At 69.2% G+C, this 24,225-nt stretch carries 24 protein-coding genes and 2 tRNA genes; 5 read left to right on the top strand and 21 right to left on the bottom strand.

All coding sequences use genetic code 11. The features are described 5' to 3' along the window. Positions 1-49 precede the first annotated feature (49 nt). The 7 genes from ASF49_RS14855 to ASF49_RS14825 form a co-directional block, all read right to left on the bottom strand. Positions 50-1,333, bottom strand: a complete 1,284-nt coding sequence (locus ASF49_RS14855; RefSeq protein WP_082511299.1) for an efflux RND transporter periplasmic adaptor subunit — start codon at positions 1,331-1,333, stop codon at positions 50-52. A 587-nt stretch (positions 1,334-1,920) separates the two neighbouring features. Continuing rightward, entirely contained in the window at positions 1,921-2,202 is a 282-nt protein-coding gene (locus tag ASF49_RS14850) for a hypothetical protein (protein WP_156653031.1), read from the bottom strand. A 512-nt stretch (positions 2,203-2,714) separates the two neighbouring features. Continuing rightward, positions 2,715-2,792 (bottom strand) — tRNA-Pro (locus tag ASF49_RS14845). 102 nt (positions 2,793-2,894) lie between these two features. Beyond that, a complete protein-coding gene (locus tag ASF49_RS14840) occupies positions 2,895-6,107 on the bottom strand; it encodes an efflux RND transporter permease subunit (RefSeq protein WP_056474104.1) in 3,213 nt (1,070 codons plus the stop codon). Positions 6,108-6,235: 128 nt separating this feature from the next. After that, positions 6,236-7,387, bottom strand: coding sequence for an efflux RND transporter periplasmic adaptor subunit (locus ASF49_RS14835; protein WP_200930062.1), 1,152 nt, complete (start codon positions 7,385-7,387; stop codon positions 6,236-6,238). Between the two features lie 85 nt (positions 7,388-7,472). Continuing rightward, entirely contained in the window at positions 7,473-7,796 is a 324-nt protein-coding gene (locus ASF49_RS14830) for a rhodanese-like domain-containing protein (protein WP_056474100.1), read from the bottom strand. 63 nt (positions 7,797-7,859) lie between these two features. Beyond that, complete coding sequence (locus tag ASF49_RS14825; RefSeq protein WP_056474097.1) at positions 7,860-9,167, bottom strand: glycosyltransferase family 4 protein; 1,308 nt, start codon at positions 9,165-9,167, stop codon at positions 7,860-7,862. A 118-nt stretch (positions 9,168-9,285) separates the two neighbouring features. Between ASF49_RS14825 and ASF49_RS14820 the strand changes: the two genes are divergently transcribed. Next, positions 9,286-10,155 carry an MBL fold metallo-hydrolase gene (locus ASF49_RS14820; protein ID WP_056474095.1) on the top strand — a complete coding sequence of 290 codons (870 nt, stop codon included), beginning with the start codon at positions 9,286-9,288 and terminating at the stop codon, positions 10,153-10,155. A 69-nt stretch (positions 10,156-10,224) separates the two neighbouring features. Here the strand turns inward: ASF49_RS14820 and ASF49_RS14815 are convergent, their stop codons facing one another. Further along, entirely contained in the window at positions 10,225-10,929 is a 705-nt protein-coding gene (locus ASF49_RS14815; RefSeq protein WP_056474091.1) for a glutathione binding-like protein, read from the bottom strand. A gap of 179 nt (positions 10,930-11,108) precedes the next feature. Between ASF49_RS14815 and ASF49_RS14810 the strand changes: the two genes are divergently transcribed. Next, entirely contained in the window at positions 11,109-11,342 is a 234-nt protein-coding gene (locus ASF49_RS14810) for a hypothetical protein (protein ID WP_056474089.1), read from the top strand. Between the two features lie 40 nt (positions 11,343-11,382). After that, on the top strand, positions 11,383-11,574 hold the full coding sequence (locus ASF49_RS14805; RefSeq protein WP_056474088.1) for a hypothetical protein: 192 nt from the start codon (positions 11,383-11,385) through the stop codon (positions 11,572-11,574). 330 nt (positions 11,575-11,904) lie between these two features. Here the strand turns inward: ASF49_RS14805 and ASF49_RS14800 are convergent, their stop codons facing one another. The 3 genes from ASF49_RS14800 to ASF49_RS23780 form a co-directional block, all read right to left on the bottom strand. Continuing rightward, positions 11,905-12,207 (bottom strand): hypothetical protein, encoded by a 303-nt coding sequence (locus ASF49_RS14800; protein ID WP_056474086.1) that lies wholly within the window; start codon positions 12,205-12,207, stop codon positions 11,905-11,907. A 137-nt stretch (positions 12,208-12,344) separates the two neighbouring features. Beyond that, on the bottom strand, positions 12,345-12,494 hold the full coding sequence (locus tag ASF49_RS23785) for a hypothetical protein (protein ID WP_156653030.1): 150 nt from the start codon (positions 12,492-12,494) through the stop codon (positions 12,345-12,347). 142 nt (positions 12,495-12,636) lie between these two features. Beyond that, positions 12,637-12,780, bottom strand: coding sequence for a hypothetical protein (locus ASF49_RS23780; protein WP_156653029.1), 144 nt, complete (start codon positions 12,778-12,780; stop codon positions 12,637-12,639). Between the two features lie 439 nt (positions 12,781-13,219). Between ASF49_RS23780 and ASF49_RS14795 the strand changes: the two genes are divergently transcribed. Both ASF49_RS14795 and ASF49_RS14790 read left to right on the top strand, forming a co-directional pair. After that, positions 13,220-13,296, top strand: a tRNA-Pro gene (locus ASF49_RS14795). Between the two features lie 38 nt (positions 13,297-13,334). Next, positions 13,335-13,646, top strand: coding sequence for an ETC complex I subunit (locus ASF49_RS14790; protein WP_055950667.1), 312 nt, complete (start codon positions 13,335-13,337; stop codon positions 13,644-13,646). A gap of 184 nt (positions 13,647-13,830) precedes the next feature. On the opposite strand, the gene ASF49_RS14785 is transcribed toward ASF49_RS14790, so the two are convergent. The 10 genes from ASF49_RS14785 to ASF49_RS14740 form a co-directional block, all read right to left on the bottom strand. Further along, entirely contained in the window at positions 13,831-15,402 is a 1,572-nt protein-coding gene (locus ASF49_RS14785; protein WP_056474084.1) for a SpoVR family protein, read from the bottom strand. Positions 15,403-15,481: 79 nt separating this feature from the next. Then, a complete protein-coding gene (locus ASF49_RS14780) occupies positions 15,482-16,783 on the bottom strand; it encodes a YeaH/YhbH family protein (RefSeq protein ID WP_056474081.1) in 1,302 nt (433 codons plus the stop codon). Positions 16,784-16,890: 107 nt separating this feature from the next. Then, positions 16,891-18,837 carry a PrkA family serine protein kinase gene (locus tag ASF49_RS14775; protein ID WP_056474078.1) on the bottom strand — a complete coding sequence of 649 codons (1,947 nt, stop codon included), beginning with the start codon at positions 18,835-18,837 and terminating at the stop codon, positions 16,891-16,893. 197 nt (positions 18,838-19,034) lie between these two features. Continuing rightward, positions 19,035-19,484, bottom strand: a complete 450-nt coding sequence (locus ASF49_RS14770; RefSeq protein ID WP_056474075.1) for a hypothetical protein — start codon at positions 19,482-19,484, stop codon at positions 19,035-19,037. A 130-nt stretch (positions 19,485-19,614) separates the two neighbouring features. Beyond that, positions 19,615-20,145, bottom strand: a complete 531-nt coding sequence (locus tag ASF49_RS14765; RefSeq protein ID WP_056474073.1) for a MerR family transcriptional regulator — start codon at positions 20,143-20,145, stop codon at positions 19,615-19,617. Between the two features lie 7 nt (positions 20,146-20,152). Further along, on the bottom strand, positions 20,153-20,473 hold the full coding sequence (locus tag ASF49_RS14760; protein WP_056474070.1) for an integration host factor subunit alpha: 321 nt from the start codon (positions 20,471-20,473) through the stop codon (positions 20,153-20,155). A 116-nt stretch (positions 20,474-20,589) separates the two neighbouring features. Further along, positions 20,590-21,597 carry a beta-ketoacyl-ACP synthase III gene (locus tag ASF49_RS14755; protein WP_056474066.1) on the bottom strand — a complete coding sequence of 336 codons (1,008 nt, stop codon included), beginning with the start codon at positions 21,595-21,597 and terminating at the stop codon, positions 20,590-20,592. A 28-nt stretch (positions 21,598-21,625) separates the two neighbouring features. After that, the gene (gene plsX / locus ASF49_RS14750) at positions 21,626-22,660 is read right to left on the bottom strand and encodes a phosphate acyltransferase PlsX (protein WP_056474064.1); all 1,035 of its coding nucleotides are present in this window, start codon (positions 22,658-22,660) and stop codon (positions 21,626-21,628) included. Between the two features lie 188 nt (positions 22,661-22,848). Beyond that, positions 22,849-23,388 carry a YceD family protein gene (locus ASF49_RS14745; protein ID WP_056474062.1) on the bottom strand — a complete coding sequence of 180 codons (540 nt, stop codon included), beginning with the start codon at positions 23,386-23,388 and terminating at the stop codon, positions 22,849-22,851. Continuing rightward, entirely contained in the window at positions 23,385-23,981 is a 597-nt protein-coding gene (locus tag ASF49_RS14740; protein WP_156653047.1) for a ubiquinol-cytochrome C chaperone family protein, read from the bottom strand. Before ASF49_RS14740 ends, ASF49_RS14745 begins: the two co-directional genes overlap by 4 nt. Positions 23,982-24,225 lie beyond the last annotated feature (244 nt).

Raw genomic sequence — 24,225 nt, 5'->3', positions numbered from 1 at the left:
TCCGGCCGCGGCCCGATGACGACGAGGAAGGGGCCTCGGGCCCGACGGGTCAGGACGCCTTGTCACCGCTCGTCGCCCGATCCATGAACACGGCCCCGCGCGTGACGATCGCCTCTCCCACCGCGACCCCGGCGGTGACCTGGACCATTCCGCGGGCCGTCATCCCGAGGGTGACGTCGCGGGCCTCGATGGCCCCGTCGGGCCGCGCGATCCAGACATGTGCCCGCGCGCCCTCGTAGACGATGGCGGCGGCGGGCACGGCCGGCGCGCTCCGCCCCGGCCCGGTGAAGATCGTGAAGGTGGCGAACATCTCCGGCTTCAGAACCTGGTCGGGATTCTCGACCTCGCTGCGCACCGCGAGGCGCCGCGTCGCCGGGTCGAGGCTGGCGGACATGTAGTTGACCCGCGCCTTGAAGATCCGGTCGCCGAAGCCCGCCACCGTCGCCTCGACCTCCTGGCCGATCCGGATGCGCGGGATCTCGCTCTCGCGCACGTTGGCCACCAGCCAGACCGTGGAGAGGTCGCCGATCACGAAGATCGGGTCGCTGGCGGTCGAGAGATACTGCCCGAGTCCGACCTTGCGCTGGACGATGGTGCCGGCGATCGGCGCCCGGATCTGGGTCTCGGGGCTGAGCGTGCCCTTCTTCTCGAAGGCGGCGATCTCCGCGTCGGTCTTGCCGAGGAGGCGCAGGCGGTTCTTCACCGCCTCCAGGCCGGCCTCGGCGGTCTTCAGGTCGCTCTGCGCGCCGATGACGTCGTTCTGGGCCGACTGATAGTCCTTCAGGGCCACCGCCTTGGCCTGGAACAGCTCCTGCTGGCGCGTCGCGATGGTCTGATCGAGCTTCAACAGCGCGGTCGCCTTGGCGAGGGTGTTGAGGGCGGTCTGGTAGTCGTTCTGGGCCTGGACCATGTCGGTGGCCTCGAGGGTGAGGAGCACATCCCCGGCCTTCACCGCGTCCCCGGCGCGCACCAGCACCCGGGTCACCCGGCCGGCATAGGGCGAGGTCACCGGCACGTTGTCGTCGTCGTTCAGCGCGATGCGGCCCTCGGCCGTGCCCTCGGGCCGGAACTCGACCGCCGCGATCGGGACGATGTTCAGGGCGGCGCGCTGCGCCGGACTCGGCCGGAACAGCCGGGCCGAACTGCCCTCGCGCGCCTCGCCGCCCGCAGCGGGTTCGGCCTCGCTCGCCCCGAAGCGCTCCCGGACCGCCGCGCTCAGGCCGGTCAGGACGCTCATGACCGGGCCGGGCCAGAGACTAGCGGCCACCACCGCGCAGATCAGCAGTCCGAGAGGTGCGAGAATGGTCGCGATCGTGCGCTTTGTCCCGGTCATGTGCCGCAGGAGAGCTTTCAGGTTGAGCGCCGGAGGACGGGTCGCGGGCGGATGGATGTTTCGGAAGCTTCGGGGAGGATCCGGAGTGCGGTGTTTCAGGATGGTTCTTCTTGGCGAATACGCATCTCACCAGATCTGAGCGTTCCTGTTCGCAGGCCGGACAGGTCAAAGGAATCGGCCGAGATTGTCTTAAATCAAGTCGCTTCGCTTCTGTGTGACGCCATTCGTGGCAAATTTTCGATGGGCTCCCGAGCCCCCGACAGGCGCCGTTCTCCGTCCGCTCGGCGGCCGCTTCGCCCGAAGGCTCGGCCGAGAGCCGAGATCGGTGGCCCGCCCGGCCGGCGCCGCGTGCCCGCGCGGCCTCCGGGGCGGAGTGAGAAGGCCAAGCTTGCCCGCGAGTCAATCCGCCGTCGGCGGGTCCGGAGGGCGCCCGGCCGCCGCGCGACGGGCGGTCGGAAGCGGCTGACGATTTCGTGTTGTCCGAACCGCGTCGGTCCCGGCCGCGTCCGCCCTGCCGCGAGATGCGGACGGGGCGCGCAAAAGGGGCGATTCTCCGTCCGCGCCGGGCCGCCGGCTTACCCGGAGAGTTACGGACGGCCCTGCCGGACTGGCGGCGTGGGGGGGACCTTGGTCAGCACGTGCGAACTGCTCGACCCCGTGATCGTCACGGTCATCTGCTGGCCGTCGATCAGTCCGATGTACTGGCGGGAGCCGATCTGAAACACGATCATGCCACCGGTCACGTCCCGGATGTTGAGCGGGCTCCACTCGAACGGCTTCTCCGGATTGTCGTTCGCCTGAACGGCATCCTGATCGACGCGGATCTGGAGGCCGTCGCCGACCCAGCGGCCTTCGAGGAACTTGCGCATGCTGGGTTCGGCCGCGGCCGGGGCGAGGCCGAGGAGGAGGCCCGTCGCGACCCTGGTCAACCATCGCGTGCCCTTCACGGCATGCCTCCCGTGCCCCCGCGTTCCACGGAGGGCGCCATCGCCCCGTAATCCGGCAGGCATTCTGCGCGCAAGTTCCGTCCGGCGCGAGCCGCTCCGGTTTCCCGGCCGCTCAGGGGGCACGGGGCGGACCTGTCGTCCGCCGGGGCGGCATCGCCATCGGTCGTCCGTCACCGCTCGGAGCCGACGGCCCGTCCATGGCCTGCACCGTCCGCCGCGTGGAAGAGGCCCAGGGTCCCGGGGAGCATGGGTCGTCCCGAAGGCCAGGGCCGGTCGTTCGCGTCGGAGATTTCGAAATGCTGTCCGGCTCGAACCCTGGCTCTCGCCCATTCGGCGATCGCGAAACAGGATGAGCACCGCGGGAACCGGACCGGGCGTGCCGATGGGCCGGTTCGCGGATGTCGGCCACCTGGGGGGTGATCGGCTGATGTGAATGGTCGGAGCGAGAGGATTCGAACCTCCGACCCCTAGTCCCCCAGACTAGTGCGCTAACCGGGCTGCGCTACGCTCCGACGCCCCTGACGGGGTGAGGGGTCTTTAGCTTTCCGGTCTGCGGGGCGCAACCCCCAACGTGAAGCCCGGATGCGGGGTCCGCATCCGGGCTCGGAAGGGTCTCAGGCGTGCGAGGGGGCCGCGTGCGGATCGTGCTTGTCCGGCGTGGTGTTGTGCGGGTCCTTGCCGCGCTTCTTGGCGAGCCAGATCAGGAAGTTCCGGATCACCACGTAGAAGACCGGGGTGAGGAAGAGGCCGAACACCGTGGCGCCGATCATGCCGAAGCAGACGGCGGTGCCGAGGGCCTGACGCATCTCGGCGCCGGGGCCGGTGGCGATCACCAGCGGCACCGTGCCGAGGATGAAGGCGAAGGCCGTCATCAGGATCGGGCGCAGGCGCAGGCGGCAGGCCTCGACGGCGGCGGCCACGGGGCCCTTCCGCTCGGTCTCCTCGAGCTGGTGCGCGAACTCCACGATCAGGATGGCGTTCTTGGCCGCAAGGCCGATCAGCACGATCAGGCCGATCTGGGTCAGGATGTTGTTGTCCTGGCCCCGCAGCTGCACCCCGAACAGGGCCGCCAGCACGCCGGTGGGCACCACCAGCAGGATGGCCAGGGGCAGCGCCCAGGATTCGTACTGCGCGGCGAGCACCAGGAAGACGAGGAGCACGCCGAGCGCGAAGACGTAGATCGCCGTGTTGCCCGCCGCCTTCTGCTGGTAGGCGATCTCGGTCCAGTCGTAGGAGTAGCCGTCGGGCAGGGTGTCCTTGGCGATGGCCTCCATGGCGTCCAGCGCCTGGCCGGTGGAGATGCCGGGCTTGGCCGTGCCCTGCACCGGCACCGAGTAGTACAGGTTGAAGCGCTGGACGATCTGCGGGCCGGTGATCTCGCGGATCGTGGCCAGCGTGCCCATCGGCACCAGAGCGCCGGTGGAGGAGCGGACCTTCAGCTGCTCGATGTCCTGCTTGGAGACGCGGAACGGCGCGTCGCCCTGCACGCGGACCTGGTAGATGCGCCCGAGGGTGTTGAAGTCGTTGACGTAGGCGCCGCCGAGGGCCGTCTGCACCGTCGAGAACACGTTGGAGAGCGGCACGTTGAGCATGCGCGCCACGGTGCGGTCGATGTCGAGGTAGAGCTGCGGCGTGTCGTTGCCGAAGGTGGTGAACACCCGCTGCACGTCGTTGCTCTGGTTGGCCTTGCCCAGCACCTCGCCGACGGCGCCCAGCAGCGGGCCGATCGCCGACGATTGCCGGCTCTCGATCTGCATCTTGAAGCCGCCGCCCTGGCCGAGGCCGCGCACCGGCGGCGGCGGGATGACGATGACGCGGGCCTCCTGGATGTCCGCGGTGGCCTTGATCACGTCGTTGGTGATCACCGCCGCGCTGCGCCCCTGCGTCGCGCGCTCCTTGGCGCCCGCCAGGGTGATGAACATCACGCCCGAATTGGTGGTGTTGGTGAAGGTCGCGCCGTCGAAGCCCGCGATGATGACGGTGTTGGTCACGCCGTCGATCTTGCGGGCCGCCGCCGCCGCCCGGTTCACCACCTCGGTGGTGCGGTCGAGCGAGGCGCCGGAAGGCAGCTGCACCACGCCGATGAGGTAGCCCTGGTCCTGGTCCGGGATGAAGCCCGTGGGCGTGGTCTGGACGAGGTGCAGGGTGGCGGCGATGACGCCGGCATAGACGAGCAGCATCGCGATCAGCCCGACCGCGTAGTTGGTCAGGCCGTAGATGATCCGCCCGTAGGTGTTCGAGAGCCAGTCGAAGCCCTTGTTGAACATGTCGGCGAGCCAGGCGACGAAGCGGAAGAGGAAGAACTTCGGCTTGGCGTGCTCGTGGTGGGGCTTCAGGAGCAGCTTGCAGAGCGCCGGAGACAGCGTCAGCGAGTTGAACATCGAGATGATGGTCGAGGCCGCGATGGTGAGCGCGAACTGCTTGTAGAACTGGCCGGTGATGCCGGGAATGAAGGCGGTGGGGATGAACACCGCCGAGAGCACGAGCGCGATGGCGATGACGGCGCCGCCGACCTCGTCCATGGTCTTGTGCGCGGCGTCGCCCGGGGACAGGCCCTCGGCCATGTTGCGCTCGACGTTCTCCACCACCACGATGGCGTCGTCGACCACGATGCCGATGGCGAGCACGAGCCCGAACAGCGTGAGGTTGTTCAGCGAGAAGCCGAAGGCCGACATGGCCGCGAAGGTGCCCACCAGCGAGACCGGGATCGCGATCACCGGGATCAGCGCGGTGCGCCAGCTCTGGAGGAAGACCAGCACCACGATGACGACGAGGCCGACGGCCTCGAAGAGGGTCTTGTAGACCTCGTGGATCGACTCCTCGATGAACTCCGTCGGGTTGTAGGCGATGCGGTACTCGATGTCCGGCGGGAAGTTCTTCTTGAGGTTGTCCATCACCTTGCGCACCGACGCGGCGGCGTCGAGGGCGTTGGTGCCGGGGCGCTGGAAGGCGCCGATGCCGATGGCGGGCGTGTCGTTGAGGAACGAATTCGTCGTGTAGTCCTTCTGACCCATCTCCACGCGGGCGATGTCCTTCACCCGGACGAGGCGGCCGTCCGAGGCCTTGACGATGACGTCGGCGAACTCCTCGGGGCTCTGGAAGCGCCCCTGCGACTGCACGATGAGCTGGAAGGCCTGGCCGGTGGCGGCGGGCGGCGAGTTCAGGGCGCCGGCGGCCACCTGCACGTTCTGCTCCGAGAGCGCCGTGATGACGTCGGAGGTGGTCAGTCCGTAGGCCGCGAGCTTGTTCGGATCGAGCCAGACGCGCTCGGCGTATTCGTTGCCGCCGAAGATGGTGATGTCGCCGACGCCGTCGAGGCGCAGGAGCTCGTCGCGGATGTTCAGGTAGATGTAGTTGGCGAGGTAGTTCTGGTCGTAGGTCTTCTTCGGCGACAGCAGGTGCACCACCAGCATCAGGTCCGGCGAGGCCTTGCGCACGGTGACGCCGAGGTTGCGCACGTCCGGCGGCAGGCGCGGCTGCGCCACCGAGAGGCGGTTCTGGACGAGGACGTTGGCGATATCGAGGTTGGTGCCGACCTTGAAGGTCACCGTCAGCAGCATGTTGCCGTCGTTGGTCGACAACGACGTCATGTAGAGCATGTTGTCGACGCCGTTGACCTCCTGCTCGATCGGCGTCGCGATCGTGGCCGCCACCGTCTCCGCGTTGGCGCCCGGGAAGCTCGCGCGCACCGTCACCGTGGGCGGAACGATCTCGGGATACTGCGCCACGGGCAGCGACAGGTAGGCGACGTAGCCGAGGATCAGGAAGACGATCGACGTGACCGACGCGAAGATCGGCCGATCGACGAAGAAGTGGGCAAAACGCATCGCTTGAACCTCTCGCCGCGCGCGGCCCGCTCGCGCGGGTCCGAGGCGGCATCGTTTCTTCGTCCGCGGTCTGGTGGCCGCTCCCCGGCCGCGCTCGGCCGGGGTCTATCTCGTCCGGGGCGGCGGTCTCAGGTCTTGCTCGGCGGCAGGGTCGAGGCCTCGGCCGCGACCTTGGCCCCGGGCCGTACGCGGCTCACCCCGTTGACCACGACGTTCTCATCGCCCTTCAGGCCCTCGCGGATGACCCGGTAGCCATCGACCTTCGGCCCGAGCTTGACGTCGCGCAGCGACACCGTGCCGTCGTCGGCGACGACGTAGACGATGCGCTTGTCCTGGTTGGCCGAGACCGCCTCGTCGGGCAGCAGGATGCCCTGGTAGGGCTTGGTGGCGGGCAGCGCGACCACGCCGAACAGGCCGGGCTTGATGAACCCGTCGGGGTTCTCCACCGTGGCGCGCAGGAGCACCGTGCCGGTGGCGTTGTCGACCCGGTTGTCCACGAAGTCGAGGGTGCCCTTGCGGGTCGGCTTCGCCTCGCCGGTGAGCGCGATGAGGATCGGAACACCCTTGCCCTTCTGGGTCTCGCCCATGCCGATGCCGAGGCTGCCCTGGTACTTCAGGAACGAGCGTTCATCGACCGTGAAGCCGAAATAGATCGGGTCGAGGGAGACGATCGTCGTCAGCTGGGTCTGGTCGGTGATGACGATGTTGCCCTCGGTGACCAGGCGCCGGCTGATGCGGCCGGAGATCGGGGCCTTCACCTCGGTGAAGTCGTAGTTCAGCTGGGCCTGGCGCAGCTGCGCGTCGGCGCTGTCGACGTCGGCCTGCGCGGTCTGCGAGGCCTGTCGGCGCTGGTCGGTGACCTGCTCGGAGATGTTGCCGGACTTGCTCAGGGTCTGGGCGCGGTCGAGGTCGGTCTGCGAGAAGTTGAGGCGGGCGCGCGCCGAGACCAGAGCCGCCTGGGCTTGGTCGAGGGCCGCCTTGTAGGGGCGCCGGTCGATGACGAAGAGCAGGTCGCCCTTCTTCACCGTGGCGCCGTCCGTGAAGTTCACCTTCTCGAGGTAGCCGGTGACGCGAGCGCGGACATCCACGATGTCGACGGGGTCGAAGCGGCCGGTATAGGTGTCGGTCTCGACGATCTCGCGCACCACCGGCTTGGCGGTGGTGACCTTCGGCGGCGGCCCGCCGGGCGCCTGGGCCCGGGCGGAGGTCACGAGGGCCGGCGCGACGAGCGCCGACGCCACCAGCCCGAGGGCCGGAAGAAGACTGAAGATCGAGCGCATGCGCATATGGTTGTTCCCTACGCTGCGCCAGCTAGAGGTCTGTCCGGAATCATGTCGTGCGCTGCCACACATGTTCTGCTGATCTTCAGACTTCGACCGGTTCACCCGAACCCGCCCAGTCCTTGAACCCGCCGGTATAATGGGCTTCGATCGGAAGTCCGGCGCCCTGGGCGGCCGCCAGGGCATGGACCGAGCGCACGCCCGACATGCAGGAGAAGACCGGGCGGCGGCCGTCCTGCGCGATCAGCGCCGCGATGGCCCCCGTGTCGAAGGTCGAGAGCGGATGCGGGACCGCCCCGGGAATGTGCCCCTGGTCGAATTCGTGCGGCTCGCGCACGTCGATCACCAATAGGGAGCGGTCGGCGAGGCCGGCCTTGATCGCATCCCGGTCGAGGTCGACAACCTTCATCCGTCCATCCCCATGACTTCCCGCCCGGAGGGGCGACCGTTCTCTGACGGTTGTTCTTATGCGTCAGGTATCAGGACCGCAAATCGCCTGCCCGAGGGCCTCCTCCACGGTGGCGAAGTGATTCGTCCAGGATGGCAGGACGGCTCCTGCGAGCCGGGCGACGAGCGCGTCCCGCAGGGACGAGCCCGGATCGGCGAGGTCCTCCACCGCCCGGCGCCAGCCCGGTCCGTCGAGGGGATCGAGGAACTGCGCGAAGCCGGCGCCGATCTCCCGGTGGACCGCGAGGTCCGAGGCGACGACCGGAAGTCCGGAGGCCGCGGCCTCCACGACCGGCAGGCCGTAGCCCTCCGCGAAGGAGGGCATCAGCAGGGCGGTCGCCGAGCGCAGCAGGGCCGCGAGGCCGTGGCTCGACAACCCGCTGACCTCGCTGATGTGCGCCCGGACGGCGGGGCAGCGCTCCAGCATGTCGACGATGTTCTCCGCTTCCCAGCCGCGCCGGCCGACGAGGACGAGGCGGGGCGTGTCCGGCCCGTGCCGCTCGGCGAGGTCGCGCCAGAGATGCAGCAGCGCCAGGTGATTCTTGCGCGGCTCGATGGTGCCGCAGGCGACGAAGGTCGGACGCGCGGGCGAGAAGGACGGCCCCTCCCCCGCCGGGCGGAACACCGGCTCGACGCCGAGGAGCGCCACCGTCACGGGCCGCGCGGGCAGGCCGCGTGCCGCGCAGTGGCGGGCGAAGCGCTCGCCGACGTCGCGGGAATTGACCAGCACGTGCGCGGCGTGGCGGGCCACGGTCTCCATCCGGATCCGGTGCCGCTCCGCCTCTCCGGGGCGCCCGTATTCCGGGTAGTCGATGGGGATGAGGTCGTGGACGAAGAACACGGGGCGGATGTCGCGCCGGTCGTAGAGCCAGTCGAAGCGGCCGGGCTTGTCGAGGCGCAGGTGCGAGCTGTGCAGGTAGACGGTCCCGGGGGGCAAGATTTCGGGGCCCCGCGCGCGCAGGGTCGTGGCCGCCGTCCGGGCCTGGATCCGGCGCCGGTCCGAGGCACCGCCGCGCGCCGGCGCGGCGGCGGCCGGCATCCCAGCGTCGGTCGCCGCCCCGAGGCTCGCCGCCAGCCGCCGGTAGACCGGGTCCTGCGGCGCGTCGCGATCCTCGACCCAGCCGGCCGCCACGGCCTCGACGATGGCGCGCGCCTCCGCCCGGGCCAGCACCCGGGGGCCGAACGCCGTCGAGACCAGGCCGAATCGGTCCCCCTCCTGCGCCAGGACGTGGCGGGCATAGGCGAGGTCGACCCGGTCGATCCCGCTCGGGCTCGGATGCCGCAGGCGGGTGATCAGGCGGGTCAGGTCGAAGGCGAGGCTCGGGACGGGCATGGTCCTCCGGTGGCGTTCAGGTGCGGGGCCGTATGGCCGCTCTCCACCTCGCGCCTATATGCGCACGCCTCAGCCCGAGGCTACCCGCGGTCCCCGCCGCCAACGCGAGCAATCTTTCGTGTCTCCCGGATACCTGCCCTTCGCCGGCGCCCTCGATCTGCCCGCCTACACCTGTGACAATTGCGGGTTCTGGCAGCGCCATTTCGAGCGGCCGCCGGCCTGTCCGATGTGCCTCGATGCCCGCCACGTGGTGCCGCAGAAGGGCTGGCAGTTCTGGACCGAGCGGGAGGCGCAGGAGCGGTTCCCGTGCCACTGGGAGGAGCTGGAGCCCGGCGTCTGGCGGTTCTGGAACGATCCCGTCTCGGGCATCGGCCCGAGCGCCTACCTCGTCCAGACGCCGTCCGGGAACATGGGCTTCGAGGCCTGCCCGGTCTTCAGCGAGGCGGCCCTCCAGCACATCGCACGCCTCGGCGGGATGCAGGTCCTGTCGTCCTCGCACCCGCACGCCTACGGCGCCCTGGTCCAGCTGCAGGACCGCTTCGACCCGGAACTCTGCCTGCCGGCCGCCGACTTCACCTGGAGCGCGGCGCTGCAGGTCTCCTGGCCCTACGACGATTTCCTGGAGCCCCTGCCCGGCCTCGAGCTCCACCGCACCGCCGGCCACTTCGACGGGCACGCGGTGCTGTTCGACCGCGGGCGGAAGATCCTGTTCTGCGGCGACGCCCTGAAGTTCGAGCTCGACCCGCAGGATTTCCGGCGTGCGCTGACCATCTCGGCCCACAAGGCCTTCGTGCGCGGGGTGCCCCTGACCACGAACGAGCTGCGGCACTACCGCGACGTCTTCGCCCGGCTGGACTTCACCCAGACCTGGACGCCCTTCGAGCCGGCCGCCAATTGCGGCCGGGCCGAGGTGCTGGCGTTGATCGACGGCATGCTGGCGACCCGCCCGCACGCCGCCCCGGTGCCCCTGGACACCCTGCGGCGCTGAGGGCGCGGCCGGCCCCATCCGGCGATTCTCCCGGGACGCGGATCGGCCTTCGCCCGGATGCGGCCCGGATCAGCCCCGCGTCGCCGCGGTCTGGCCGAACATGACCTTCTTGGCCTCCTCGCTCATGGTCTTCCCGAAATCCGGGTTGATCTCGGGGGCGCGGGCATAGGCGGCCTTCGTCGCCGGGCGCTCGGCGATGGCCTCGAACCAGCGCCGGAGGTTCGGGAAGTCCTCGAGCCGCTGGCCCTGCTTCTCGTAGGGCACGATCCACGGATAGCTCGCCATGTCGGCGATCGCGTAGTCGGCACCGGCCAGGAAGGGCCGGTCCGCGAGCCGCCGGTCGAGGACGCCGTAGAGCCGGTTCGTCTCCTTGAGGTAGCGGTCGATGGCGTAGGGCACCTTTTCCGGCGCGTACTGGGTGAAGTAGTGGTTCTGGCCGAGCATCGGCCCGAGGCCGCCCATCTGCCAGAACAGCCATTGCAGCACCTCGGCGCGGCCGGCCACGTCCTGCGCGATGAAGCGCCCGGTCTTCTCGGCGAGGTAGAGCAGGATGGCGCCGGACTCGAACAGCGAGACCGGGGCGCCGCCGCCGGCCGGGGCGTGGTCGACGATCGCCGGCATGCGGTTGTTGGGCGCGATCGCGAGAAAATCTGGTCTGAACTGGTCGCCCTTGCCGATGTTCACCGGCTTCAGGGTGTAGTCGAGCCCCGCCTCTTCGAGGAACATCGTGACCTTATGGCCGTTCGGGGTCGGCCAATAATACAGATCGATCATCGCGGTCTCCGTGCGGCGCGCCGAGGCTCGGTCCGGCCGCGTCGCGGGCGAGGTGGGGTCCGGAGGACGTGGGGTCAAGCGCGGACCCGGCCGCGACGGGTCGCTCAAATGCGCCGGAGTTTCTCAACCGGACCTTCAGGGGCGCGTGGTTGCCTCGGCGGGGACGAGGGGAGGACGGCATGGTCAGCGCGATTTCGGCGAGCAGCGGCGGGCTACTGGCCGCGACCCAGCGTTACGCCACGGCGGCCGAGGGCGTCGCGACGATCGGCACCAGCCTGCCGAGCGCGACCCAGGTCGATCTCTCGACCACCGCCGTCCAGCTCCTGCAGGAAAAGTCCAACATCGGGATGAACACCGCCATCCTGAAATCGACGCTCGACTCCGAGCGCCGGGTCCTCGACATCCTGGCCTGAGGACCGGTGCGCCTCGAAGCCTTCCGAAGGATCGACGCCCATGACGATCACCGTTCCGATCACGCAGGTCGGCATCCTCCGGGCCACCGAGATCGTGCATGGCAGCCGGAACGACGCCGCGCGCCGCCACGAGACCGAGCCCCGCATCGTCTCCGTCGAGGTGGACCGCTCGCGCGCCGGCGAGAGCGACGGAATTCCAAGTCAGCGCCGCGTCGTCGATTTGCGCGTGTAGGGTCTGAACCCGGCTGGCTCCGTCCCGCAGGGACAGCCATCGGTCCGACGAGGCCGGTCCCGTCAGCCGAGACGGCCATGCGGCCTGCCTTGGCGCCGGCGGCGGCCGGCGGCACTGCGGAATGATCGCTGATCGGGGTGCAGGAAGAACGCACCGTGTGGCGCCTGCCCGCCTTCGTCGGCGGCCCGTCCGAGACAGGCGCACAGCCCGCGAGCCCCAGGCCGAGAGGGTTGGCCGGGCTGTCCGGCGCGTCACCGGGCCAGTCGCTTCGTTGCGCGTGCGGTGATTTTCGGGTCGGGTTCGGCCGGCGCCGGGCCGCCGAGGCGCGCCTCAAGCCGCCCTGGAGTTGCCCGCCGCGGGACGCTTCGCGGTCTCGCCGGTCTCGCGGCCCTTGGCAGCGATGTCGCGCAGCATCTTGACCATGGCGTCGGTCTGGTCGCTGGTGGTTTCGTCGAACGCCGCGTCCGTGCTCCAATCCTCGCCCCGGCGCAGCATGATTACGGCGCCAGCCGCGGCGGCACAAAGACTTCCCGTCAGCGGCGCGCACATCAGTGCGGTCCAGATCCCGTACGGCAGAAGCAGCGCCGTCGAGATAATGCCTCCGCCCATGGCGGCCAGTAAGATCAGGAACATCGATCGGCCCTCGTTCGAACCCTAATACCATGGTTCGACGCTCGGGAACGGATTGATTGCCGTCATTGTGACCGACGCGTTAACGAACGGAGTCGAACCCTTACGACCTTCGCGGCGCCTCGCGCCGGTGCCGATCCTCACGACCAGACCCGAAGGATGATCAGGAGCCCGACCGGAACGACGAACATCAGGGCGATCGCCCATTGGATGTCGTTTCGTGCGCGCCTCACCTCGCTTTCCAATGCGTCGATGCGCGCCTCCAGGGCGCGAAACTTCGCATCGTTCATCGGCCGCTCCGTCGTTTCCGTTCGCTGCGCCGATCGTGGCGGGGCGCGACCGGAACTGTCCAGCGAGGCGTGGGCGGAAAAGGATGCGCCGCACCGGCTTCGATGCGGCCTGCGGCCATCGCGGCGCGGGCCTGACCGGCCGTCACTCGCCCGGAGCGACCCGCGACGGCTGGTTCGTGTCCGGTCGCTGGCGCTTGGCCTCCGGCTGGCGCTTGGCCTCGCGAAGCCGGGCCAGCTTCAGGAGAATCGAACGGATGTGCTCGCGAGCGGGAGACGTCTGGGTCATCGCCCAGGAACGGCGATCCTCCAATTATCGTTGCCTCACAAGACAGTGCGTTGGATTTCGAACACTTGCCGATGGCAACGGCCGCGCCTGAAGCGGGATTTTTCGCTCCTCGCGTGTCGCCGGTCGCGCGCAGGCTCGAAGTGCCGGAGCGTTCGGGCGGCGCAGGCCCGATCCGATGCGGCCGACCGCCCTGCCCCGGATCGATCGGGTCTTCAACGGCACGCGGCACTCCGTCCCCGCCTCGGCCGGTGCCGGGCTCGTTCGGCGGTCGAAGACCCGGTCCGGGCCGATGGAATACGGCGGGAACGCAGTCCGGGTCTTCCTCGGGGCTCCCGGTTCCGGCACCCGCCCCTCACGACCGGGCGACGACCTTATGTTCGCCCCGCCCGGTTGCCATTTCACCGCCGAAACCGTACGTCCCCTCTACGCGCAAGCGTGTCGGGGTGTAGCGCAGTCTGGTAGCGCATCTGGTTTGGGACCAGAGGGTCGTAGGTTCGAATCCTATCGCCCCGACCATTGTTTCCCGCCGAGGCTCCCTGGAGTTGGACGACCCGATGTCGAGCGCCCGCATCTACCAGCCCGCGAAGGATCCGACGCAGTCCGGAACGGCGCGCGCCAAGGCCTGGGTGCTGGAATTCGACCAGACCGCGCCGCGCGAGACCGACCCGCTGATGGGCTGGACCGGCTCGTCCGACATGCTGCAGCAGGTGCATCTCGAGTTCGAGACCCGCGAGGAGGCCGTGGCCTACGCCACCCGCGCCGGTCTGTCCTACCGGGTCGAGGAGCCGCAGAAGCCCATCCTGCGCAAGGGCCTGTCCTACTCGGACAATTTCAAGTTCAACCGCACCGCGCCCTGGACCCACTGAAGCGCCCCACGCGGCGCGTCAGAGCTGGATCAGGATGGTGACCGCTCCGAAGATCAGGACGGAGCCCACCGCGACGGCGAGCAGGATCAGGGCGGCGCGCGATTCGCGCAGGTCGTCGTTCGTCATGGGCGCAGGCTAGACCCGGACCGGCGCCGCGCCAATCCGGGTCCGCTCACAAATCCGCTCAGAAGAAGATCGGCCGGGCGCTCGCGTGATGCTCGGCCAGCACCGCGTCGTTGGCCGGATCGATCTCCTTCAGCACCGCGTCGTAGCCCCAGAGATCGGCCAGGTGCTGCAGCACCCGCCGGGCATCGTCCTTCTGTAGGGTGATGCGGTTCAGCGCGCGGTGATGCACGATCAGGCGGCGGTCGCCCGTGAGGTCCACGTCCACCACCTCGATGTCCGGATCGAGCCAGGCCACGTCGTATTGCCGGGCGAAGGAGCGGCGCATCTTGCGGTAGCCGCGCTCGTCGTGGATCGCCTCCACGAAGAGCTCCGACTCGTCGGGATCGTCGACGACGTGGAACAGCCGCATGTCGCGCATGAGCTTGGGCGAGAGGAACTGGGCGATGAAGCTCTCGTCGCGGTAGTTCGCCCAGATGTCGCGCAGGGTCGCCATGGCATCGCCGGTGCCGGCGATCTCGGGGAACCACTCCCGGTCCTCCTGCGTCGGCTGCTCCACGATGCGGGCGATGTCCTGCATCATGGCGAAGCCGATGGCGTAGGGATTGTGGCCGTTGTAGCCGCGCTCGTTGTAGTTCGGCTGGCGCACGACGTTGGTGTGCGACTGCAGGAACTCGAGATAGGCCGCCTCGCCGATCAGCCCCTTCTCGGACAGCGCGTTCATGATCCGGTAGTGGCAGTAGGTGGCGCAGCCCTCGTTCATCACCTTGGTCTGGCGCTGTGGGTAGAAGTACTGCGCCACGAGGCGGACGATGCGCAGGATCTCGCGCTGCCAGGGCCGCAGGCGCGGGGCCGCCTTCTCGAGGAAGTAGAGGATGTTCTCCTGCGGCAGTTCGAGGAGCGCCTTGCGCCGCTCCGCGGCGAGGTCGGGGCGCACGCCGGCGACCTTCTGCGGCAGGGTGCGCCAGAGGTCGTTGTAGATCTGCTCGCCGTGCTCGGCCCGCTCGCGCTCGCGGCGCTGCTCGGAGGCCAGGTCCGGCCGCTTCTTGCGCGGGTAGCGGTGGACGCCCTGGCTCATCAGGGCGTGGGCGGCGTCGAGCACCGCCTCGACGGCGGCGTGGCCGTGGCGCTCCTCGCAGCGCGAGATGAAGCCTTTGGCGAAGTCGAGGTAGTCGAGGATGCCCTCCGCGTCGGTCCACTGCTTGAACAGGTAATTGTTCTTGAAGAAGTGGTTATGCCCGAAGGCCGCGTGCGCGATGACCAGGGTCTGCATCGTCGCCGTGTTCTCCTCCATGATGTAGGAGATGCACGGGTCCGAGTTGATGACGATCTCGTAGGCGAGCCCCATCATGCCGCGCCGGTAGCCGGCCTCGTGCTGGGCGAAGTGCTTGCCGAAGGACCAGTGCTTGTAGAACAGCGGCATGCCGATCGACGCGTAGGCGTCCAGCATCTGCTCGGCGGTGATGATCTCGATCTGGTTGGGGTACCAGGACAGGCCGAGCGCCCGCGCCTCGACCTCGCAGGCATCGTGGATGCGCCGGATCGTGTCGAAGTCCCAGTCGTTCCCGGTGAAGAGCGGCTCCCGGCCGCCGGAGATGGGCTGGGGCTTGGGGCGGATGATGCTGCCGACCATACGATTTACGCCTTCCTCGAAGGGTCCGTGCTCGAAGGGTCCCGTGTCCCGCGCGACCGGCGACGCGACGCGCGGGCGCTCAGGCCTCGGCCTCCGCCCGGGCGTCTTTGCGCCCGAACAGTTCGCGGAAGACCGGGTAGATGTCGCGGCGGTGGTTGACCTTGCGCATGGCGATGGCCGCGCCGGTCTTCGCCAGGCCCTCGTAGGTCCGCCAGAGGGTGGTGCGGTGCTCGACGAAGCCGGCCCGCGGGCCGTTCTCGTCGCCGACCTCCAGGTAGGCGAAGTGCTGGCAGGCCGGCAGGATGTGGGCGCGCAGCAACTCCGTCGCGGTCGGCCCGTCACTGGAGACGTTGTCGCCGTCGGAGGCCTGCGCGGCGTAGATGTTCCAGTCGTTGGGGTCGTAGCGCTCGGCGATGACGCGCTTCATCTCGACCAGAGCCGAGGAGACCAGGGTGCCGCCGGTCTCGCGCGAGCCGAAGAACGTCTCCTCGTCCACCTCCGTCGCCTTGTCGGTGTGGCGGATGAAGACGATCTCCACGTGCCGGTAGCGCCGGGTCAGGAAGATGTGCAGCAGGATGTAGAAGCGCTTGGCGAGATCCTTCATGTGCTCGGTCATCGAGCCCGAGACGTCCATCAGGCAGAACATCACCGCCTGCGCCACCGGGCGCGGATAGGTCTCGAAGCGGCGGTAGCGCAGGTCGAGGGGATCGACGTAGGGGATGCGCTTGGTGCGCTCGCGCAGCGCGGAGAGCGTCAGGAGCAGGGCCGGCAGGTCGGGATCGCTCGACGGCGTCGCGGCGATGCGCGCCTCCAGGGCGGCGATCTCGTCGGGCTTCGGCCGCTTCAGGGCGATGCGGCGCGACATCGAATTGCGCAGGGTCCGGGTGAGCGCGAGATTGGCCGGCGAGCCCGAGATCGTGTAGCCGGCCCGGCGAAGCCCCTCCGTCTCCACCACCGAGAGCCGGCGCTTGGCCAGATCCGGCAGTTCGAGGTCTTCGAGGAAGAGTTCGAGGAATTCCTCGCGGGTGAGCACGAAGCGGAAGGCGTCCTCGCTGTTCTCCGAGCCCTCGCCCCCCTCCCCCGACCCCTTGCCGCCGCCGCCCGAGGGCGGACGCTCGATGCGGTCGCCCTCCACGTAGGTCCTGTTGCCGGGCAGGATGTGGTCGTGCAGGCCGGTGCCGGGCTGGCGGGCGAAGCGGGGCTCGCGGACGCCGTCGGCCGGCACCGAGACGCGGCCGTCCTTGCCGAGATCCTTGATGTCCTTCTCCCGCGCGGATTCCCGCACGGCGCGCTGGGCCACGTCCTTCACGCGCCGCAGGAAGCGCTGGCGGTTCGCGAGGCTCTTGCCCCCGGGGTTCAGACGACGGTCGACGATGTGCATCCGGTATGTGTGCCTTCGCCCTCGGAACCAATGTGGGATCGACTGGCCGGGGCGGCCACCGGCGTGGCCGCCCCCTTCACCCGTGGGACAGGGCGTCTCGCGTCGCCCTATCCGGCCTGCTTCACCCGCATGTACCATTCGACAAGACGGCGGACCTGCCGCTCGGTGTAGCCGCGGGCCACCATCCGATCGACGAACTCGCCGTGCTTCTTCTCGGTCTCGCCGTCCTTCTTGGACCCGAAGGAGATCACCGGCAGCAGTTCCTCCACCTGGCTGAACATGCGCCGCTCGATGACCTCGCGCAGCTTCTCGTAGCTCGTCCAGGAGGGGTTGCGACCGCCGTGCTGCGCCCGCGAGCGCAGGGCGAACTTCACCACCTCGTTGCGGAAGTCCTTCGGATTGGCAATGCCCGCCGGCTTCTCGATCTTGGTCAGCTCCTGGTTCAGGAGTTCGCGGTTGAGAAGCTGCCCCGTCTCGGAATCCTTGAAGTCCTGGTCCTCGATCCACGCATCGGCATAGTCGATGTAGCGGTCGAACAGGTTCTGGCCGTAGTCGTGGTAGGATTCGAGGTAGGCCTTCTGGATCTCGTGACCGATGAACTCCGCGTAGCGCGGGGCCAGCTCGGTCTTGATGAACTCCAGGTAGCGCTTCTCGGTCTCGGGCGGCAGCTGCTCGCGCCGCAGGGCCTGCTCCAGCACGTACATGAGGTGGACCGGATCGGCCGAGACCTCCGTGGTGTCGTGGTTGAAGGTCGCCGCCATCACCTTGAAGGCGAAGCGGGTCGAGATCCCGTCCATGCCCTCGTCGACGCCGGCGGCGTCCTTGTATTCCTGCATCGAGCGGGCGCGGGGATCGACCTCGCGCAGGGACTCGCCGTCGTAGACCCGCATCTTCGAGAAGGCGTTGGAATTGGCGTGCTCGCGCAGGCGCGAGAGCACCGAGAAGCGGGCCAGCATCTCCAGGGTGCCCGGCGCGCAGGCGGCATCGGACAATTCGGAGCCCGAGACCAGCTTCTCGTAGATGCGCTGCTCCTCGGTCACCCGGAGGCAGTAGGGCACCTTGATCACGTAGATGCGGTCGATGAAGGCTTCGTTGTTCTTGTTGGTCTTGAAGGTCTGCCACTCGGACTCGTTCGAGTGGGCCAGGATCACGCCCGTGAACGGGATCGCGCCGATGTTCTCGGTGCCGACGTAGTTGCCCTCCTGCGTCGCGGTGAGCAGGGGGTGCAGCATCTTGATCGGCGCCTTGAACATCTCGACGAATTCGAGGACGCCCTGGTTCGCCCGGTTGAGCCCGCCCGAGTAGGAGTAGGCGTCGGGATCGGCCTGCGAGAGGGTCTCCAGCCGCCGGATGTCGACCTTGCCGACGAGGCTCGAGATGTCCTGGTTGTTCTCGTCGCCCGGCTCGGTCTTGGCGATGGCGATCTGGCGCAGGCGCGAGGGCCGGACCTTGATGACCTTGAACTTCGAGATGTCGCCGTTGAACTCGTCGAGGCGCTTGAGGGCCCAGGGGCTCATCAGGCCGGTGAGGCGGCGCTTCGGGATGCCGTAGCGCTCTTGGATCTCGGCCCCCATCGTCTCGGGGTCGAACAGGCCCAGCGGGCTCTCGAAGACCGGGGAGACCTCGTTGCCGGCCTTCAGCACGTAGATGGGGTGGGTCTCCATCAGGGCCTTGAGGCGCTCGGCGAGCGAGGACTTGCCGCCGCCGACGGGGCCGAGCAGGTAGAGGATCTGCTTGCGCTCCTCCAACCCCTGTGCCGCGTGGCGGAAGAACGAGACGATGCGCTCGATCGTCTCCTCCATGCCGTAGAACTCGGCGAAGGCGGGGTAGACCCGGATCGTACGGTTCATGAACACGCGCCCGAGGCGCGGGTCCTTCGCGGTGTCCACGAATTCGGGCTTGCCGATGGCTTCGAGGATGCGCTCCGCGGCGGAGGCGTACATCAGCGGTTCGTCGCGGCAGGCCTCGAGATACTCGGAGAGGCTCATCTCCGTATCGCGACGCGCCTCGTAGCCACGGGCGAAGCTCTGGAACAGGTCGTTCGTCGACGGCATAGGCTTTCCGATCCCCTCACGACAGCGACAGCTTCATCCTGTCTCGCCTTGGATGCAACTGACAGGCCCAGTTTTGTCGCAGCGCATTCATCACGGAAATCGGGCGTGTGATGCGTGCCACAGTGCAACGGGCGGGCCTGCCATCCGGGTTCGGTGCCGGGGCCACGGCAACGGTCGGTCGTGGCCCCGGGGACGGCTCACAGGTCGGTGGAGTCCTTCTTCGCGGCTGCGTCGGGTTTCCCCCCGTCGGACTTGGCGGCGCCCACCGTGATCTTGATGTTCTGGGTCTGGACGTTCCCGTCGGAATCCTTGACGTCCACTGTCACCTCGTCGCTGCCGGTGAAGCCGTCCTTGCTCTGGTAGAACACCGCCTGCACCGCGGCCTCCTTGCCGGGGCAGCGGTACTTCGCCGGGGTCTTGATCTTGCCGACCTTGGTGATGAGCGAGCCGTTCTTCGGCGCGCCGCTGACCCGGATCTCCGGCATCGGGCCGGTGGAGCAGTCCTTCTTCAGGTTCGGCACGATGGCGAGGCGCACGCTCTTGCCGGTCGCGGCGGTCTCGCTGCGGGTGACCGTGGTCTGCGCCAGGGCCGGCCCGGCCAGAAGGGCGCCGGCGGCCAGGAGGGTGAGGGAACGGGCGAGCAGCATGCGGGACGAACTCCGATCACGCCGGGCGATCCGCGCGGGACGCGGTGGATTCGGCCCAGGTGAATCGGATGTGGGGATCGCGGGCGCGGCCGTCGAGTGGGCGTCGATCCGTCCGCACAGACTCGCGGCGTCAGGTGTCCGCGGCCGGCTCCGGCGGCAGGCGCAGGCGGGCGATGGCCGCGCGGCACGTCCGAAGGTCGTCCAGCGCCGCCTCGAGCACCGCCCGCTGCCCGTCGGTGAGGCCCTCGCCGGCGGGCAATGTGGCCGCCGGTGCCTCGTGCTCGGCGTCCTGGAGCGAGGGCGCGGCCGCCACGGCCTCGCCTCGGCCCACCGACTGGACGAAGCGCAGGCCGCGCTCCCGCAGCACGCGCTGGGCGCCCCGGATGGTGTAGCCCTGCCCATGCAGCAGGCGCTTAATGCCTTTCAGGAGATCGACGTCGTCGGGGCGGTAGTAGCGCCGCCCGCCGGCCCGCTTGACCGGGCGGATCTGGGCGAAGCGCGTCTCCCAGAAACGCAGCACGTGCTGGGGCACGTCGAGCTCGTCGGCGGCCTCCTTGATGGTGCGGAAGGCGCCGGCGCTCTTTTCGGAGGCCTCGCGTACAGGCGCCTCGCCGTCGTGAGGGTCGGACACCGTCTCGTCGATCCGCGCCGCGAGGGACATCTGGGGCCTACTCGTCGTCGTGCTCGGCCGCGCCGTTCAGGCCGTTAATCCGGGCCTTCAGCACGTTCGAGGGCTTGAACACCATGACCTGGCGCGGCTCGATCGCCACCTCGACGCCGGTCTTCGGGTTGCGCCCGACCCGGCGCCCCTTGCTGCGCACCACGAAGGAGCCGAACGAGGACAGCTTCACCGTCTCGCCGCTGGCGAGGCAGGCGCAGATCTCGGACAGGACCGTCTCGACCAGGGCGGACGACTCGGTCCGAGAGAGGCCGACCTGCTGGTAGACGGCCTCGCTCAAATCGGCGCGTGTGACCGTCTTTCCCGTCATGCGATATTCCCCAAGGCGATTCGAGTTTTCTTAGTATCTCTATGATTGCGCACGCTAATCGGCGTTCAGGCCGGGGTCAACTGTGCGTGAGGCCCCGTTTTTCGAACACCGGGCCCCTACCAGCGGATGAGGGCCGCGCCCCAGGTGAAGCCGCCGCCGATCGCCTCGATCATCACGAGGTCGCCGGGCTGGATCCGGCCGTCCTTGCGGGCGACGTCGAGGGCCAGGGGAATCGAGGCCGCGGAGGTGTTGCCGTGCCGATCGACGGTGAGGACCACCTTCTCGCGCGCGATGCCGAGCTTGTCGGCCGAGGCCTCGATGATCCGCCGGTTGGCCTGATGCGGCACGAACCAGTCCAACTCCTCGGCGCTGGTACCGGAGGCCCGGAAGGCGTCGTCGATGACGTCGGTGACGGAGCCGACGGCGAAGCGGAACACCTCCTTGCCGGTCATCCGCAGGTGGCCGGTGGTGCCGGTGGAGCCGGGGCCGCCATCCACGTAGAGCTTCTCGCGGTGGCGCCCGTCCGAGCGCAGGCTTGCGGTGAGCACGCCGCGATCGGCGCTGGTGCCCTCCCCTTCGCGCGCTTCCAGAACCACCGCGCCGGCGCCGTCGCCGAACAGAACGCAGGTCGTGCGGTCCTCCCAGTCGAGGATCCGAGAAAAGGTCTCGGCGCCGATGACCAGGGCGCGCCGGGCGCTGCCCGTGCTCAGGAACTTGTCGGCGGTGGTCACGGCGTAGACGAAGCCGGCGCAGACCGCCTGGACGTCGAAGGCGAAGCCGCCGCGCAGGCCCAGAGCCGCCTGGATCTCGGTGGCGGTGGACGGAAAGGTATGGTCGGGCGTCGAGGTGGCGCAGATGATGAGGTCGATGTCGTCGGCCGTCAGGCCGGCCTCGTCGAGGGCCGCCCGGGCGGCGCGGGCGCCGAGGACCGAGGTGGTCTCGCTGGCGTCCGCGAGGTAGCGCTGCCGGATGCCGGTGCGCTGCACGATCCAGTCGTCGGAGGTGTCGACGGTGCGGCTGAGCTCGTCGTTGCTGACGCATCGGGCCGGCAGGGCCGAGCCGCAGCCGACGACGACGGAGCGCAGGACCTTTCCGGAGGGGGCCGTCCCGGTGGTGACCGTCATGGGGCCGTCCTTCTGTTCGCGGCGCGGCTCACGATGCGGCCGCGGCCGGCGTCAGGTCGAGCATGTCGCGGATGGTGCGCATCAGGTCGTGCCGGGCCATGTCGTGGGCGAGGTCCACGGCCGCCGCGAAGCCGTGCGCGTCCTCGGAGCCGTGGCTCTTGATGACGATGCCCTCAAGGCCGAGGAACACGCCGCCATTGGCCCGGCTCGGATTCATCTTGTCCCGCAGGGCCTTGAAGGCGTGGCGGGCGAAGAAGTAGCCGATCTTGGCCGAGAGGGTCCGGCTCATGGCGGCGCGCAGGTAGCTGCCGATCTGCTTGGCCGTTCCCTCCGCGGTCTTCAGGGCGATGTTGCCGGTGAAGCCCTCGGTGACGACGACGTCCACCGTGCCCTTGCCGAGGTCGTTGCCCTCGACGAAGCCGTGATAGGCGAGGTTCGGCAGGTCGGTCTCGCGCAGGGTGCGCGCCGCCTCCTTGACGGCCTCGTTGCCCTTCATCTCCTCGGTGCCGACGTTGAGGAGGCCCACCGTCGGCCGGTCGAGGTCGAACACGATCCGGGCCATGGCGGCGCCCATCACGGCCATCTCGACCAGGTGCTCGGCATCGGTGCCGATGGTGGCGCCGACGTCGAGGACCACGCTCTCGCCGCGCACCGTCGGCCAGAGGCAGGCGATGGCCGGGCGCTCGATGCCCGCCAGGGTCTTCAGGCAGATCTTCGACATCGCCATCAGGGCGCCGGTGTTGCCGGCCGAGACGGCGGCGTCGGCCTCGCCGTCCTTCACCGCCTGGATGGCGCGCCACATCGAGGACTTGCCGCGCCCCGAGCGCACCGCCTGGCTCGGCTTCTCGTCCATGGAGATCGCCATCGTCGTGTGGCGGATCTCGACGGCCCCCTTCAGGCGCGGCTCGGCGGCCACCAATGGCGCAAGGATTGCTTCGTCCCCGAACATCAGGAACGTCATCTCGGGATGGCGCTCGCGGGCGATGGCGGCGCCGGGCACCACGGTCGTGGGGCCGTGGTCGCCGCCCATGGCGTCGAGCGAGATGCACACTCTCTGGGGCATGGCGGGTGGCCGGTGGCCTCTGAAACGCGGAAGGGACCGCCTCCCGGCGGGGAGGCATCACGATGGGCGGGGTGCGGCGAACGACCGGCCCCCTGCCCGGCGCGGCGGAAAATAGCGATTGAGGCTCGGCGGGCAAACGAAATCTGAGGCTTTCGCCGAACGCCGTTCCGCCGTGAGGGCCGGTCGGCTCAGTCGTTGGCGGGCTTCAGGCCGCGCAGGCCGGCGAGCGGCGGCTCGTCCTGGTCCTCGATATGGGGCTCGAAGGCGACCCCGGGCTTGCGCGGATAGGGGTCGAGGCCGAGGGCCAGGAACTCGGCCGTGATGGTGCCGAAGTCGATCTTGCCGCCGACGATCGGATCGGGGACGTCGGCATCCTCCGCATCCGTCCCGGCGAGCCGGTCGGTGTCGGTGAAGAGCAGATCCACCGGCTCGGAGACGGGGCCCTCGAAGGGCTCGAGGGACACCGTGCAGACCTGGGTCACCTGCGCGGTCACGGTCCCGCGCACCCGGAAGGCCGAGGACGGCCCGCTCGTCTCGAAGTCGCCCTCGAGGTCGCGGATGGCCGGGATCTTGAAGTCGGCGGCGAGGGCCGCGCACTCGTCCGGGGTCGCGGTGACGACGAGGCGGCCGTCGCTCCGGCGCAGGCGGTCGACGCTGACGATCCGCGAGAGCGGGCCCGTCTCGTCGCGGCGGGGCGTGTCGTGGTGAGGCTTGTCGTGACGGGTCATGGGCTTGTCCGTGTCGTGGTGCCGTCCAGCCCGGCAGCGGGGGCGGCGAAGGTGTGCGGCGGCGGGAAGGCCGGGCCGGTGCCGATCAGGCCGTCGAGGTCGGAGCGCGCCAGGGCGGCGTCGCTGGCGCGGACGTAGCGCGCGAGTTCCGCCGCGGCCTCCGGCGCGTCGAGCCCGAGGACGTTGCGGGCGAGCGCGGCCTGCAGCGCCGCGACGTCTCCGGCATCGAGGGCGGCATCGTAGCCCTCGGCGCGGCCGTAGAAGGCCGAGCCGAGCTTCTTCATGCGCTTGGGCACCCCGAAATCGCCGATGCCGGATTCCCGCAGCGACGAATCGAGCTGCAGGAACACCGAGTTCACGAGATCCTGGGCCACGTCCGCCGCCGGCTCGGGCAGGCGGTTGAGCCGCCGCAGCACCAGGATGACGTGCAGGATCAGGCACTCGAACCGGCCCTCCAGCGTGTCCGGGACGCCGAGGCGCAGGTAGAGGTCGGGGTGGCGCGCCGCCTCGTTGATCCGCCCGTGCAGCGTCTCGATCACCTGCTCGCGCGGGCTCGACCGTCCCCAGCTGCGCAGCCGGTCCAGGAGTCCCATCTTCATGCGCGTCTCCTCCCGCCTTCGGGCTTGGCGCAGGTACGGACGGACCGTGGGTGTGGCCGGGCTTGCCTTGTCAAAACCATAACCCCGCGTTACGGCAGCGAACGGTCAAGGTGCAACCTCCATCGGGATTCTTCTGCCCTCGGTGCCGGGTCGGGATCGGGGCCGCAAGACGCCTGAACGGAAGATGCCTTCCGGGAAGTCGCCTTCACGGAAGACGCGTTCAGTTCCTCATTTGCAG

Source organism: Methylobacterium sp. Leaf104 (assembly GCF_001422885.1).
Taxonomy (GTDB): Bacteria; Pseudomonadota; Alphaproteobacteria; order Rhizobiales; family Beijerinckiaceae; genus Methylobacterium.
The sequence above is the reverse complement of the archived record's forward strand: the minus strand, read 5'-3'. Positions and strand labels throughout refer to the sequence as shown.